The following is a 14,150-nucleotide window of genomic DNA, read 5'->3' as shown; positions in this document are numbered from 1 at the left end:
TCGGGCAAGGGACGACGAACCGGATGCTGCCGGGCGTCGGGAGTTGCCGGCATGACCGCGCGCTCCAGAACCGTCCGCGCCGCCGTGCCCTCCTCGACATCCTCGAGCGCCAGCTCCAACTGGTGGATGGCGGCGTCGAGCTTCTCCGACGACTGCCCGAACTGCATCCGGCGCAGCTTCGCCAGTTGCGCCTTCAGCTTCTCGATCATGAGCAGATGGGCGGCGCTCTGCGCCCGCGCCGCGATCAGCAGCGCCTGGAGCGTCGCGACGTCATCGGGAAGGTCTGCGGAGGCGCTCGCCATGGTCCTCCGAGATTATCGCGAGGCCGGCGGCCAAGCCATTGAATCATGGTCGATCTTGACCGCGCACCACAGGCCTGAATCGGCTCGAAGCACTTCGCTTCACAGCGCCAGGCTGGGGCGATCGGTTCGGATCGGCGCGCGCCAGTCGATCCCCTCCAGCAGCATCGAGAGCTGCGCCGGCGTCAGCCGCACCACGCCGTCCGTCGTCACAGGCCAGATGAAGCGGCCCTTCTCCAGCCGCTTGGCGAACAGGCAGAAGCCTTGTCCATCCCAGTACAGCACCTTCAGAAGGTCGCCTCGGCGGCCGCGAAAGACGAACAGGTGACCGGAGAACGGATCCTGCTTCAGCGCACCCTGCGCCAGCGCCGCCAGGCCGTCGAAGCCCTTGCGCATATCGGTCGGCCCCATGGCGAGATAGACCCGCATCCCGGCAGGGATCGCGATCATCGCCGGTCCAGCACGTCGAGCACCCGCCGCAGCGCGTCCGCGTCGACATCGCGATCGACCCGCAGCCTGCGGCCAGAACCGAGCGCGATCTCGATGATGCCGGACGAACGACGGCTCCGGCGCGCGGGCTCCGCGACAGCGACATCGGAAACCGGCGTGGGCGTGACGTCGGTCAAGACAGGAGCCAGTTCGACCGGCAGCAGAAGCGGCGCCGGGCTGTCACCGCCCAACTGCCCCAGCTTCGCCTGACGCCGCCATGTGAAAACCAAGCTCGCCGCGACGCCGTTGCGCCGCGCGACATCCGTCACCGTCACGCCAGCGGCGAAACTCTCCTCGACGATCCGGACCTTGTCCTCATAGTGCCAGCGCCGCCGCCGCTCGATCGCGCCCAGAACCTCCGCCCGAACCATCGCCATGACCTTAAAGCTAGACTTAAGGTCACACCGTTCGGGAAATGCCGCCCACCGCGCAAGGCGGCCGAGACCGGACGGTTACTTTATGCCCAAACTTGCCCTGTATGTACCGCTGAAGGCCAAGCCCGGAAAAGAGCGCGATATCGCCAATTTCCTGACCTCGGCATTGCCGCTCGTTCAAGCTGAGGCGGGCACTCTGACCTGGTATGCGATCGAAGAAGGTCCCGGTGCGTACGCGATCTTCGATACGTTCGACACAGAGGAGGATCGGCAGGCCCATCTTGACGGCAAGGTTGCCGCCGCACTGATGGAGAAGGCAGAAGAACTGTTTTCTGAACCGCCGCAGATTCACAAGTTCACCCTGCTGGCCGCGAAATAGCGGAGCTGTCGGTACTGATCCACCCCCGTTGAATTGGTCCACCCTGAAGTATGTCTTTTGGCAGACAGGAGGACCGAGATGCCGAAGAAGCGCCACAAGCCCGAAGAGATCGTCGCGAAGCTGCGCCAGGTCGATGTGCTGGTCTCGCAGGGGCAATCCGTTGCCGACGCGATCCGCTCGATCGGCGTGACGGAGGTGAGTTACTACCGCTGGCGTCGTGAGTTTGGCGGCCTGAAGTCAGATCAGGTGAAGCGGATGAAGGAGCTTGAGGCCGAGAACGCCCGGCTCCGTCGGGCCGTCGCGGACCTGACGCTCGACAAGCTGATCCTGAAGGAGGCGGCTTCGGGAAACTGGTAAGCCCCGCGCGTCGCCGTGCCTGCATCGACCATGTCCGGCTCGCTCTGAAGGTTTCGGAGCGACGGATCTGCCGTGTACTCGGGCAGCACCGCTCGACCCAGCGCCGGATCCCGCGCGGACGCGACGATGAGGAGCAACTCATCGCCGACATCGTCGAACTGGTCCGCCGATACGGACGCTACGGCTATCGCAAGATCGCCGCGCTGCTGCGCACGGCGGGCTGGGCAGTGAACGTCAAGCGCGTCGAGCGCATCTGGCGGCGAGAAGGGCTCAAAGTGCCTCGGCGGCAGCCGAAGAAGGGGCGTCTCTGGCTGAACGACGGATCTTGCGTACGGCTGCGGCCAGAGCATCCCAACCACGTCTGGTCATATGACTTTGTCGAGGACCGCACTCACAACGGCCGGAAGTTCCGCATGTTGAACGTGATCGACGAGTTCACCCGGGAGAGCCTGGCGATCCGCATCGATCGGCGGCTCAGGTCGACCGATGTCATCGACGTTCTCTCGGACCTCTTCATCCTGCGCGGCGTGCCGGGCCATGTGCGTTCAGACAACGCCCCGAGTTCGTCGCCAAAGCTGTGCAGGGTTGGATCGGCGCGGTTGGCGCGAAGACCGCCTACATCGCGCCCGGCAGTCCCTGGGAGAACGGCTTCATCGAGTCGTTCAATGCCCGGTTGCGCGATGAACTCCTCGACGGCGAGATCTTCTACACCCTCGCGGAGGCGAAGATCATCGTCGAAAGCTGGCGGCGGCACTTCAACACCGTCCGCCCGCATGGCTCGCTCGGATACAAGCCTCCCGCGCCGGAGGTCTTCGTGCCCGCCATGACCGCGCGGGCGACTGCGCAACCCGGACCAGCTACGCCGCCCGCGCTGGCCGCGAGGCCAACTCTCCACTAACAATCGCTTTGGACCAGTCGGCGGGGGCGGATCAGTGCACACGTCACTTAGCCCGCTTCTTCGCAAGCCAAATAGGGGATCAAACCGCTGATCTCATCGGGATTGGCAAAGCGCTGCAGCGGCCTCATCTGAGCAAGATGGTCTGAGGGAGTGTCCTGGGTTTCATTGAGAAATGTCCGGGCTTTTGGGGCGAGAACAGTTGGGGGGCCGTGACATGTGGCGCGCCTGTCACCTATTCGATCTCCTGATCCGATGGGCGACGTGGCCTCTGGTGGGCAGGTCTGCTGCCCGATTCCGATGCTCGAGGTCTCGGAGCCGCCTGACCATTTGCGCTTGCTGGCGATGCCGGTTTCGGCCGGAGTAGGCCGAACTCCTCTTTCTCCGTGAACGCGGGAACATCGAACGTGATATTGTTTCGGATATTTTTCCGCGTGGATTGCGTTGCGCTCTTCGAAACGCCTGCCGAAGCCGCGATCGGAATGTGCGGATTCCGCGACCGCGCGACAGGCTGGTGCTGCGGGGCTGCCGCAGCCGTTCTGGCCACCGACCGTTCCGGCTGTCGGGGAGACGGACGGCTCCAAACCGAAGAGACGATGTTCGGCGTCAATGTCGTCGTCGCGTTATGCCGGCGCAGGTTCGGCCCGCCGTCTAGCCATTGCGTCAATTCCTCCGCGACCTCGCCGGCCTGCCGCGTGTGGAGGTGATCGAGAGTGTGACGGAAGCTCTGCGCGACCGCTGCCGTCGCCTGCAATCTCACCATGGCGTTGTCTATTGGGATTGCATCGAGAGCAGCGAGTTCGAGCATCGCTTGAGCGGCGATCTTCTGCCGTTCAAGGCGATGGCGCTCGAGTCGCTCCCGCAAAGCCTCCATCGCCTTGCTGAAATAGGCCTCGAGCCTGAGCGTGAACGCGACCAGCGCGTCATGAACAACAGCCGATTGCATCGCTGCATATCCGAGTTTCTTCTCCATGCGCTTGAGAAAGCGGCGCTCGCGGCGCTTCATCTCGTCAGCAAACTGCGTGGCCATTGCCTGAGCCGCGTTCGCGTCGTCATGGCCTCTCTCAATTTGCGAGCACTCAGTTTCGAGGGCCTGGCGCGCCCGGGTTGCCATGGCACCCGCGACATTCTTTCGCCCGGATACGCTGCCGCGCCTGCGGGCCTGCGCACGCCTTTCCGAAGGCGAGGTGCTGATCGCGGTGACGGGCTCCTCTTTCTGTTCAAGCGTGATCTCCGCCATCCGGGCGAGGGCGCCGAGCGCGACGATCGGATTGATCCGGCCAAGGTGGTTGATCGCGTCTCGCATGATCCGGTGCTGTGACGAAGAAGCCGATACTGCGGTAGCAATGTCATCTCCGTGCTGAGCAAAGAGCTTCGACATGATGCCGGCGCCGGCATTCTGGCGCAGGCGCTTGCGTTTCCCGTTCGAAGCATCGGTGGTGCTGATCACGGGAGATGGGGTAGAAACAGGTGCAGTTTCCCGTACCTCGCGCGTGGCGATAGCCTCCAGGATCTGGTTGCCTGCCGAAAGCGCGAGAAGCGGTGATATCTTCGCGAGCCGGGTGAGGGCGGCGGCGCGCCATGACGAGACGAGAGTGTTCTGACGCTCCAGTTCCTGACAGATCGATCGCAGACCGATCTCGACGACACGGGGAGCACGCGCAGGCGCGGGCCGAGTGCGTCGACGGAGTTCTTGATCCGGCAACTCCCTCAAGAGGGCGGCTTCCACCTGTCGGCTGGCCAATTGCGAGGCCCGTTCGGCGCGCCAATCCCGCCCGGCAGCGCCGCGCCTCGCTTGCCGCTTTTCGTATTCGATCTGGGCGCGGGGAACGTAAATCACCGGATCGAGATCGAGACCGCGGCGTTCGAAAGAACGATGATCCACCACATATCCGAGTTCGGCCGAGAGAAGGCCGGCCCAACGCGCCCTCATGGTTTCGATGGTGGATGAGATCGTCTTCTCGCGCCCATCGGCACGGGCATAGCGAACCTCGGCGGCTGTGCCGGCTTCGCGCTTGCGCATCGCGATCCCGTCCAGCTCGCGCACCTTCTTGCCGAAATTCTTGAGCGCTAGCGAACGGGTCGTCATCAGGAAGTGAGCGTGATCCCAATCGTGCTCAGGTTTGTTATGCACCGCGAACTGGACGCCGAGCCCGAGTTCCTCGGTCAGAAACCGGGCGAAGTCAGTGGTGACGCGCTCGGCCGCTTCCGGCGAAAGCGCCCAGGGCAATGAGCAGCGCATATGCGAAGCCAGTCTCGGCAACTCGCGCGAACGCATCTGGTATTCGCCGTCCTTCCGGCGTTCCTTGCGATCCACCCAGTGCCAGAGTTCATGCGGCGTCATCACGATCCCGGCAGGCAGCGACAGGCCGGTCATCGCAATCTCGCGCCGCCGATGAGGGTTGTTGACGCGGTGGCCATCGAAGGAATGGCCACCAGTGATGTAAGCGCTGACCAGACCGGCGCTGGCGGGTCCGAGATGGGCCCGCGCGCGCACCCAACTGGTCGAGAGATGCATGGTCCGGTCGAACATCGTGAAACCCGGCCTTCCTCTCTCAAAAAGCACCGCAGGGACCGCGCAGTCCGACTTTTCGGACTGCTATAGCGGGCCCAAGGGGCTGACGCCCCCTGGGAACCCCCGGCCATCGGTCGGTTCTTGATATATATGCGCATAAAATATCTGTTTGGCGAATCAAAATTATCTGCGTATATATGTGCGTCGAAGCCAGCCATAGGAGGTTATCGTGCACGACGATCTGGGGAAGTTGATGGATAAGTTCGCGAGGATGAGGGCACGCCAGCACTCCAACCGCGCAAAGCTGTTCCGCGTGACGCAGAAGGTGTGGGAGATCACCAACAACCCGCACGTTCTGGCCGGCGTGTTCAACGCCGCCAAGGCGCATTCGCCCGCGCTGGCGAAGGAGTTGATCGTGGCGGGTGCCGCGACCGACTACACCTTCCCGGCCGGCGAGTTCGCGACCGAGGTGACGCGGCAGCGCGCCGAGGCGAAGGCTAAGGCCGCGTCCGCGGCGGCGGGACAGGGTGCGAACCAGCAGGGGAGGAGCCAGTGACTCCCGACGAACTGACCAAGCGCGCCTGCGCCCTCCTCGAGGCCTCGGTTCACAACGGCACTCCGCGCCTGGCGCCGAAGACCTGCGTCAGGCTCGTCGCGACCATTGAGGCCGTTGCAGACACCCCTTGGGTCGAGGCGATCAAGCAGCGGGCCAAGGCGAATGCCGAGCAGACGCTACGCGAACTCGAGGATGCGGTGGCCCGGGACGAGGCTCTTCGGGTCAAGGCGGAAACCGAAGCGACCCGCGAACAGGCCGGCATCGTCGGAGCGGCGTTTAACAAGCCGCAGTGATCCGATCGATAGGCTAACAAAAGGCCCGGCGCGAGCCGGGCCTTTTCATGTCCAGACTTCGCGCATGACGCGTTCGAGCTCGACGACGCGGCAATCGTCGATGCCGATCTCGGCGATCCAGTTGGTATAGCCATCGAGAACAGAGCCCTTGGGCCCTGCGATGATCGTCTCCATACCCATCTGATGCGCGAGCAGGATCAGGCCGGCGTCGCTGGCGAACCTCGCCTTCTGATCGTTCGTGCCGAGGCGCGGCGGCAAGACGATCACGCCGAGTTCGCGATCGCCTTCGCCTCGGAAAGACAAGTCGAATTTGCCGAAAGGCGGAAGCGATCGGGGTGTCGATTGAAGCCCTCGTATCCAGGGCTCGCTATCCTCGATCTTCCCGCGCACGGCGTCGAGATAGTCCGGCGTCGGCGGAGCGCTCACTTTCGACCTGCCATGATGCTGCGAGGATTCGTAGCCGGCCCGGAGCTGGGCGAGCGTGAGGTTGCCGGCATGGTATTGTTTGGCGGCTTCTGATGCCGCGTGGCGATCGCGTGGATGCCAGCGCGAGATCACGTCGGTGACGTTGTAGGAGCTTCTCTCCAAGCACTCCGCCAGTTCGCGGTCGTCGGCACGAACTGATTGGATGAAGCGCCAGCCGTGAATGAGGCGCCGGACATGCTGTTCTGTGGTGCCGCGCTCCTGCGCTACATCCCATAGCGCCGCTGCACGGTCAGTCCCTGTTCCTGTCTGGAGCGCTCGCTCCGCCGCGTTCGCGATGCCTATCCAGTCTGCGACAACATTCGGGTTCAGGCGCTTGCGTGCCACGGCGGCTTGTCCGATAGATCGATTAATGTGGGCGTTTTAAATCGCAACAAATCGTGAGCATGGCAAGGGAGCAGTTACCTATGTTGTCTGAAGCGAAAGCCGAATTCCTGATTCATGCGAGTAAGGCAAATTCGTCACTGGCGAATCTTTCAGGCCAATAACGAAGGCTGGCGAGCCACAAACAACGCATGAATGCCCAAGATCCGCGCGAGCTGCATCCGTAAGCACCCCCGCGCTGCGCTCAAAGCCAGTTCACCCCGGCCGCGGTTCCGGGACGTGGAGACGAGCTCCAAGGGTGCCTAGCCTTCAAGGCCAAGGAGGGGCTTCTCCTTCAATGCGATTTGAGATCATGGCTCAATCATCGGGCCCTTGTGGTCCTAACCCTAGAAACGGGTCCAGTTGTCGTGCAATTTTCGGGCATCCTGAATCGCCGGGCATCGCATGGCGACACGGAACGGATCGGAGGACGGCTTCGGATGATGGCGATGGCTGATGGCTGGCGCGATGCGCCGATCGAGAATGACTTCATCGGCCATGCGGATGCGCATGAGGAACCGGGCTGCGATCCATATCCAGGAGCGCTACCCGACCGAAAGCTCCATGCGCGATGCGCAGGGCATCCCACATTCGGTTTCCTCATCCTAGCACTACTTTGGCAGATTTTTAGACGCGCTGGCATTTTTGGGATTCCCGCGGCGCGATTTGCGTGATTCATGGGTGGTCGGCTTATGGAGGGCCGGCCATGGACGAGAACTGGAAGTCGGATCTTGAGCACTGGCTTGCACCCTTTCTCGGTGCTCTGCGGCACAAGGTTCGGGTGCGGATGTGTCCGGCTTATGTGGCGGGGCTGATCGGCGCTGGGGATCGCAAGAGCGTCCAGCCGATGGCGGCGCGCGGCGGTGGCGTCGGCTACGACCAGCTTCATCACTTCATCGCCAGCGAGGCGTGGGACGCCGCACCGCTTGTGAAGATCTTACTTGCCGAAGCCGACAGGATGGTTGGTGGCGCTGAGGCCTGGCTGATCGTCGACGACACGGCCCTGCCGAAGAAGGGCGAGCGCTCGGTCGGCGTCGCGCCGCAATACGCCTCTGCCTTGGGCAAGAACGCCAACTGCCAGACCCTGGTGTCGCTGACGCTGGCTTCCGGTGAAGTCCCGGTCATGGTGGGGTTGCGGCTGTTCCTGCCCGAGAGCTGGACGAGCGATCCTGCGCGGCTGGCCCGAGCCGGTGTGCCGGACGATCACGGGGGCTATCGGACCAAGCCCGAGATCGCACTCGCCGAGATCGATCGGGCGCGCGCGGCCGGCCTGCGCTTCGGCTGCCTGCTGGCCGATGCCGGTTATGGCCTCTCCGCACCATTCCGGCAGGCCTTGAGCGAGCGTGGTCTCAGCTGGGCCGTCGGCGTTGGGGGGCGCCAGAAGGTCTATCCGATCGACGTGGCCCTCGTCTTTCCCGTCGCCGGGCGGGGTCGCCCGCGCAAGAACCATGTGCCCGACACGAAGTCGGTATCGGCGGAGAAGACGCTGGCGACGGCGCCCTGGCGCACGCTGAGTTGGCGGCGTGGCACCAAGGGCCCACTCAAGGCCCGCTTCGCTGCCGTGCGGATCAAGGTGGCCGACGGGCCGCCCCAGAGGATCGGCGACATGGGACAGCAGCATCTGCCGGGAGAAGAGGCCTGGCTGATCGGCGAACATCGCTCGAATGGAGAGCGCAAATATTACCTCTCGAACCTGCCGGCGGACACGTCGCTCAAGCGCCTGGCCGGCGCAATCAAGGCGCGCTGGATCTGCGAGCAGGCGCATCAGCAGCTAAAGGAGGAACTCGGGCTCGATCACTTCGAGGGACGATCATGGACCGGGCTGCACCGGCACGCGCTCATGACCATGATCGCCTATGCCTTCCTTCAATCCCGGCGCCTCAAGCAGGCGAAGCGGGAAAAAAAGAATCCAGGGCCCGCCACCCCAGCCGACCCTGCCAGCGATCCGCGCAGCCATCATCGCCAGACTCGAACGGCCACCACTGATACGATGTCCGCACTTTAACCGACGGCTCAACTCTAAAAATCTGCCAAAGTAGTGCTAGTATTCTGTTGGGGCATCTGCCCGCCGAGATACTGGGGCTCCTCGCGACAGTGTTCAAGGCGCCCGATGCGCAACGACCCTGTTGACCTGTAGACAGCCGTTTTCCCGACATGTCGTCCGACGTCGGGCCGAAATATCCAATTCGTTGCTTCCGGTCGGACAGCACATTCAGCCCCTGATATCGACAGCGTTTCTGTCCTCATTTTTGGCATCGAGGAAAGTGGTCTTCCGCCAAGGTGATGGCGTGATAGATGAAAAAAAACACAATACTTCAATATAATAGCAGAATATTGCTCATCGTCGAACGACCGCTTCACGACCGGAAGTATGACATATCTTGGCAATTAATGTCCTTTTAGCACGGTCTCGAATGCGGCAATGTCGCGTCAACAAGCGAGCCAGCTGACTAGCAATTGCTGGACGGATGCACGCCCACCGGGAGGAATTTGGGTCTATGCTTTTGGCAGGTTTGAAAGCCGGCAATCCGTTCGAGCTGGAAGAGATCGAGACCGCATCGGTCGACGCGCTGCGCCAGCTGCAGGTTGTTCGGATGCGTCAAATCATTCGTCACGCCTTCGAGAACAGCGCTCCCTACAAGGCGAAGTGCCTTGCCGCCAGCGTCGGTCCCGACGACTTCATGCGGCTCGAGGATCTGCAGAAATTCCCGTTCTGCGTGAAGCAGGATTTCCGCGACCATTATCCTTACGGCATGTTCGCCGTTCCGCTTGAGCGCGTGGCTCGCATTCATGCTTCAAGCGGAACGACAGGCAAGCCGGCGGTCGTCGGGTACACGCAAAACGACTTGGCAACATGGGCTGGCCTCGTCGCCCGCTCGCTTCGGGCGGCGGGTGCACGAGCGGGCGACCGGGTGCACAACGCGTACAACTACGGCTTGTTCACTGGCGGAATGGGTTCTCACGACGGCGCGCAGGCTCTCGGCGTTACCGTCATACCGGTCTCGGGCGGCCAGACCGAGCGGCAGGTGAATCTGCTGGTCGACCTCAAGCCGACCATCATCATGGTGACCCCGTCCTATCTCCTCAACATCGCCGACGAATTCGACAGGCAGGGCAGATCCCTGGACGAGATCGCGCTTCGCGTCGCTCTCGTGGGGGCGGAGCCGTGGACCGAGGCGATGCGTAGCGAGATCAATCGGCGGCTCAATCTGCAGGCCGTGGACTACTACGGCATATCCGAAATCATCGGGCCGGGCGTTGCCTGCGAGTGCATCGAAACGCTCGATGGTCCGACCCTGTGGGAAGATCACTTCTATCCGGAGATCATTGATCCCGAGACCGGCAGTGTCCTTCCCGATGGCGAGTGGGGCGAACTGGTGATCACGACGCTCACCAAGGAGGCGCTTCCCGTCATCCGGTATCGAACCAGGGATATCACGCGCCTCCTTCCCGGGACGGCGCGGCCGATGCGCCGGCTCGATCGCTTCGCGGGACGCTCCGATGACATGATGATCATTCGCGGCGTGAACGTATTTCCGTCGCAGATCGAGGAGCAGATCCTCCTGGTTCCCCAGCTCGGGGGCCATTTCCAGATCGAGATCCACCGGCAAGGAGCCCTGGATCATGTCGCGATCAATGTCGAGCTCAGAGCCGGCAGCGCCGATGCTCCCGCCGCGGACATCGGGAAAGAACTCGGCAAACGCATCAAGACCATGGTGGGCATATCCGCAACAGTGAATGTCGTGCCCGTCGGCTCCGTCGAGCGGTCTCAGGGCAAGGCTGTTCGCGTGATCGATCACCGCAAAATGCTCTGACAGCGATTTCCCCTTCATCGCGGCTCTCGCGGCCGCACCGGATTGTTCCCCAGCAGCTCATGGAGAGATTCATGCTGATCGAGACCCTATTGCCCATGGGCAAGGTCGACCCGGGCCTTCGCGCACCGGACAAGCCTCTGGACATCCGCACCATCGGTGAGCAAGCCAAGCTCGTCGAGGAATGCGGCCTGGACGGTGTCTTCACGGAAGAGACGAAGGATGATCCGTTCGTCGTCATGGCGCTGGCCGCGCAGGCCACGACGACGCTGAAGGTCGGCACGGCTGTCACCATTGCGTTTCCGCGCAGCCCGACCGTGATGGCGCTGAGCGCCTGGACCATCCAGAAGCTTTCCAAGGGGCGTTTCACCCTTGGCCTCGGCCCCCAGGTCAAGGCGCATATTCAACGTCGCTACGGTCTCGAGGCTCACCCCGCCGGCCCCTGGATGCGTGACTATATCCGCGCCGTCCGGGCCGTCTGGGATACTTGGCAGAACGGCACGCCCCTCAACTATCAGGGCGAATTCTACAAGCTGGATCTGATGGTTCCGCTCTTCGATGCCGGGCCGATCGAACATCCCGATATTCCGATCCACATCGCGGCAGTGAACACCGTGATGTCTATGGTCGCCGGTGAAGTGGCGGACGGCATTCGCCCGCATCCGGTCTGCACGCCGAGCTATATTCGGGACGTCATGCTGCCCGAGGTGCGCAAGGGCGCTGAGAGGGCAGGGCGTTCGCTCGAAAACTTCAAGGTTTCGATGAAGCCTTTGATCGCAACCGCCCCGAACGAGGAAGAGCTCCAGACGAAGATCCGGGACGCGAGGGCGCGCATCGCGTTCTACGCGTCGACGCCGGCTTACGTCGCATGTTTTGAGCATGTCGGTCTCGGCGATCTGACGCAGGAGGCCAAGCTCCTCTCGCGCGCGCAGAACTGGGAGGAGCTGCCCAAGCTTATCTCCGACGAGACTCTCGAGAAGTTCGTGGTTTTCGGAACCTACGACGTCATCGGCAAGAAGCTGATGGATCGCTACGGCGACGTCGTGACGAACTGCGAGTTCTCGATCCCCGTTCGCGATGACGAGGAAAAGCGGATCATGCAGCAGCTCGTTCGCGACCTGCATGGCGCCAGCGATCATGGCGCGCGCGCCAATATCCTGGGAACGGCGCAGGCCGCCGCCTGACGGACATGCCGGAAACGGGAGGGCTCCATGGCTCGCGAAGTCTTTGTCTATGAAGCGATCCGCACGCCCCGGGGGCGGGGCCGGTTCGATGGATCACTGGCGGATGCGAAGCCTTTGCATCTCGTTTCCGGTCTCCTGCGCGAGCTCACGCATCGATTGGGCGTGAGCGGGGACGATGTCGACGAGATCGTGCTGGGTACTGTCAATCCGCATGGTGAGCAGGGCAGCGTGCTGGCACGGATCGCGGCGCTCGCAGCAGGCTGGGGGGATCATGCTTCCGGGCTGCAGGTCAACCGGTTCTGCGCCTCGGGCAGCGAGGCGGTCCATATCGGCACTGCCAAGATCGCGGCGGGGCAGGCCGAGCTTGTCGTGGCGGGTGGCGTAGAGTCGATGTCGCGTGTGCCGATGGGTTCGGATGGAGGCCCATGGGCCGAGGATATCGATGGAGCGACGGCCGGCATCTATGTCCCTCAGGGCGTGTCGGCCGACATCATCGCGACCGTCGATGGGCTGAAGCGCGAAGAGGCTGACCTTTTCGCGCTGCGTTCCCATCAGAGGGCTGCTGCTGCACGGGACGCCGGATACTTCGCACGTTCCATCGTGCCCGTGCTGGACGCGTCCGGTATGCCCATGCTCGACAAAGACGAGCTCATCCGCGCCGACACCAACCCCGAGAAGCTCGCGAATCTGAAGCCGTCCTTCGCCGGTGTCGGGGCCGTGGGGTACGACGCCGTCGCCCAGGATACCTATCCCGAGCTCGATGCGGTCCGGCACATTCATACCCCGGGCAATTCTTCTGGAATCGCGGACGCCGCTGCGCTGGTGCTTCTCGGCTCGGCCGAGGCGGGAGAGCGCCACGGCCTGACCGCACGCGGCCGTATCGCCGGGTGCGTCACAATCGGATGTGACCCAACGATCATGCTGGCCGGGCCGGGGCCGGCCGTCGATCGCCTCCTGGCGAATGCAGGCCTCGGCTACGACGATATCGACCTCTTCGAGGTCAACGAAGCCTTTGCTTCGGTCGCCCTCCGCTTCGTGAAGCACAGCGGCATCGATCCCGAGAAGATGAACCCCAACGGGGGCGCGATCGCGCTCGGTCATCCCCTCGGCGCGACCGGAGCGATCCTTCTCGGAACGGTGCTCGACGAGTTGGAGAGGCGAGGCGGGAAGCGTGGCGTCGTCACGCTCTGCGCCGCTGGCGGCATGGCCATCGCGACGCTGATCGAACGCGTGTGAGGAGACGACCAATGGGCAATCTCAGCGTCGCCTTGAGCAAGGACGGAATTGCTACGCTCACGATGGACTTGGACGGGAAGGTCAACATCATGAACGAGGAGTTCATGATGCGGATGCCGGAAGCGCTCGATCGTCTCGAAGCGGAGGTCGCAGCGATCCGCGGTGTCATCATCACATCCGCCAAGGGCTCATTCCTTGCCGGCGGTGACCTGGCGCTGATGTCTCGCGCCCGGCCGGGCATGGAAGCCGAGATCTTCGGGCACTTCGAACGGCTGAAGGGTTATCTGCGGCGCTTGGAGAAACTCGGTCGCCCGGTCGTCGCACTCATCAACGGGACGGCCCTCGGCGGAGGTTATGAGCTCTGCCTCGCCTGCCATCACCGGATCGCTCTCGATCGCGACGATGCCCAGATCGGTCTGCCCGAGGTCGACTTCGGCATTCTGCCGGCCGCTGGCGGGGTCATCCGGCTGACGCACCTGCTCGGCTTCGACAAGGCCCTGCCGTGGCTGCTCCAGGGACGTCGTACCTCCTTGCGGCAGGCGCTCGCGGAGGGCCTGGTCGATGAGCTGGCCAGCACGCGAGAGGATGCCGAGAAGCGCGCCCGCGCTTGGATCCTGCACAATCCCGAGTCGGTTCAGCCCTTCGACAAGGCGGGGCGGACCTTCGGGGCGCATCGTCTCTCGACCGAAAATCGCACCTCCCTGCAATTCGCTGCGGGGCGCGTGCGAAGCCTGGCGGGCCGCGGAAACCGCGCCGCGACCCGGATCGCCGACGTGGCGGCGCAAAGTCTCTACCTGCCCTGGGAGCCCATCTCCCGGATCGAGACGCGAGGCTTCGTCGAGCTGCTGATGTCGGACGAAGCGCAAGCCAAGATCGCAGCCTTCTTCGCGCCGAAGCGTGCGCTCGGCTGACCTG

Annotated in this window: 14 protein-coding genes and 2 pseudogenes; 9 read left to right on the top strand and 7 right to left on the bottom strand. The window is 63.4% G+C overall.

From position 1 onward, the window contains the following. From ACFPN9_RS14095 to tnpA, 3 genes are all read right to left on the bottom strand, one after another. On the bottom strand, window positions 1–302 hold a 302-nt coding region (locus ACFPN9_RS14095), incomplete at its 3' end, for a transposase (RefSeq protein ID WP_377817192.1). Window positions 303–401: 99 nt separating this feature from the next. Beyond that, window positions 402–749 carry an IS66 family insertion sequence element accessory protein TnpB gene (gene tnpB, locus ACFPN9_RS14090; RefSeq protein ID WP_067991373.1) on the bottom strand — a complete coding sequence of 116 codons (348 nt, stop codon included), beginning with the start codon at window positions 747–749 and terminating at the stop codon, window positions 402–404. Beyond that, the gene (gene tnpA, locus ACFPN9_RS14085) at window positions 746–1,165 is read right to left on the bottom strand and encodes an IS66-like element accessory protein TnpA (RefSeq protein ID WP_082733005.1); all 420 of its coding nucleotides are present in this window, start codon (window positions 1,163–1,165) and stop codon (window positions 746–748) included. Before tnpA ends, tnpB begins: the two co-directional genes overlap by 4 nt. A gap of 82 nt (window positions 1,166–1,247) precedes the next feature. On the opposite strand from tnpA, the gene ACFPN9_RS14080 reads away from it, so the two are divergent. Then, window positions 1,248–1,541 carry a putative quinol monooxygenase gene (locus ACFPN9_RS14080; protein ID WP_067991370.1) on the top strand — a complete coding sequence of 98 codons (294 nt, stop codon included), beginning with the start codon at window positions 1,248–1,250 and terminating at the stop codon, window positions 1,539–1,541. Between the two features lie 78 nt (window positions 1,542–1,619). Beyond that, window positions 1,620–2,796, top strand: a pseudogene (locus tag ACFPN9_RS14075) (IS3 family transposase). A gap of 232 nt (window positions 2,797–3,028) precedes the next feature. Here the strand turns inward: ACFPN9_RS14075 and ACFPN9_RS14070 are convergent. Then, window positions 3,029–5,326, bottom strand: coding sequence for a MobA/MobL family protein (locus ACFPN9_RS14070; RefSeq protein WP_067996099.1), 2,298 nt, complete (start codon window positions 5,324–5,326; stop codon window positions 3,029–3,031). A 211-nt stretch (window positions 5,327–5,537) separates the two neighbouring features. Here ACFPN9_RS14070 and ACFPN9_RS14065 point away from each other — a divergent pair, with 211 nt between their 5' ends. Both ACFPN9_RS14065 and ACFPN9_RS14060 read left to right on the top strand, forming a co-directional pair. After that, window positions 5,538–5,864: a hypothetical protein gene (locus ACFPN9_RS14065; protein WP_067996096.1), complete on the top strand. Its 327-nt coding sequence runs from the start codon at window positions 5,538–5,540 to the stop codon at window positions 5,862–5,864. Next, window positions 5,861–6,157 carry a hypothetical protein gene (locus tag ACFPN9_RS14060; protein WP_067996092.1) on the top strand — a complete coding sequence of 99 codons (297 nt, stop codon included), beginning with the start codon at window positions 5,861–5,863 and terminating at the stop codon, window positions 6,155–6,157. The genes ACFPN9_RS14065 and ACFPN9_RS14060 overlap by 4 nt, the downstream gene beginning before the upstream one ends. Window positions 6,158–6,202: 45 nt before the next feature. Here the strand turns inward: ACFPN9_RS14060 and ACFPN9_RS14055 are convergent, their stop codons facing one another. The 3 genes and pseudogenes from ACFPN9_RS14055 to ACFPN9_RS14045 form a co-directional block, all read right to left on the bottom strand. Then, the gene (locus ACFPN9_RS14055; protein WP_156451090.1) at window positions 6,203–6,967 is read right to left on the bottom strand and encodes a hypothetical protein; all 765 of its coding nucleotides are present in this window, start codon (window positions 6,965–6,967) and stop codon (window positions 6,203–6,205) included. Between the two features lie 383 nt (window positions 6,968–7,350). Continuing rightward, a complete protein-coding gene (locus ACFPN9_RS14050) occupies window positions 7,351–7,503 on the bottom strand; it encodes a hypothetical protein (RefSeq protein ID WP_156451089.1) in 153 nt (50 codons plus the stop codon). Then, window positions 7,502–7,594: pseudogene (locus ACFPN9_RS14045) on the bottom strand (AraC family transcriptional regulator); the annotation flags it as partial. The gene ACFPN9_RS14050 and the pseudogene ACFPN9_RS14045, both read right to left, overlap by 2 nt. A gap of 115 nt (window positions 7,595–7,709) precedes the next feature. Between ACFPN9_RS14045 and ACFPN9_RS14040 the strand changes: the two are divergent. The 5 genes from ACFPN9_RS14040 to ACFPN9_RS14020 all read left to right on the top strand — a co-directional run bounded on the left by ACFPN9_RS14040 (window position 7,710) and on the right by ACFPN9_RS14020 (window position 14,146). Then, entirely contained in the window at window positions 7,710–9,008 is a 1,299-nt protein-coding gene (locus ACFPN9_RS14040) for an IS701 family transposase (RefSeq protein ID WP_067996086.1), read from the top strand. A gap of 493 nt (window positions 9,009–9,501) precedes the next feature. Then, complete coding sequence (locus ACFPN9_RS14035) at window positions 9,502–10,818, top strand: AMP-binding protein (protein ID WP_067996083.1); 1,317 nt, start codon at window positions 9,502–9,504, stop codon at window positions 10,816–10,818. Between the two features lie 71 nt (window positions 10,819–10,889). After that, window positions 10,890–11,999, top strand: a complete 1,110-nt coding sequence (locus ACFPN9_RS14030) for a TIGR03617 family F420-dependent LLM class oxidoreductase (RefSeq protein WP_067996080.1) — start codon at window positions 10,890–10,892, stop codon at window positions 11,997–11,999. 27 nt (window positions 12,000–12,026) lie between these two features. Beyond that, window positions 12,027–13,235 carry an acetyl-CoA C-acetyltransferase gene (locus ACFPN9_RS14025; RefSeq protein ID WP_067996075.1) on the top strand — a complete coding sequence of 403 codons (1,209 nt, stop codon included), beginning with the start codon at window positions 12,027–12,029 and terminating at the stop codon, window positions 13,233–13,235. Between the two features lie 11 nt (window positions 13,236–13,246). Next, a complete protein-coding gene (locus ACFPN9_RS14020; RefSeq protein WP_067996072.1) occupies window positions 13,247–14,146 on the top strand; it encodes an enoyl-CoA hydratase/isomerase family protein in 900 nt (299 codons plus the stop codon). Window positions 14,147–14,150 lie beyond the last annotated feature (4 nt).

The sequence above is a fragment of the Allobosea massiliensis genome (assembly GCF_042655245.1).
Classification (GTDB): Bacteria; Pseudomonadota; Alphaproteobacteria; order Rhizobiales; family Beijerinckiaceae; genus Allobosea; species Allobosea massiliensis.
This window is presented reverse-complemented; position numbering and strand designations above follow the sequence as displayed.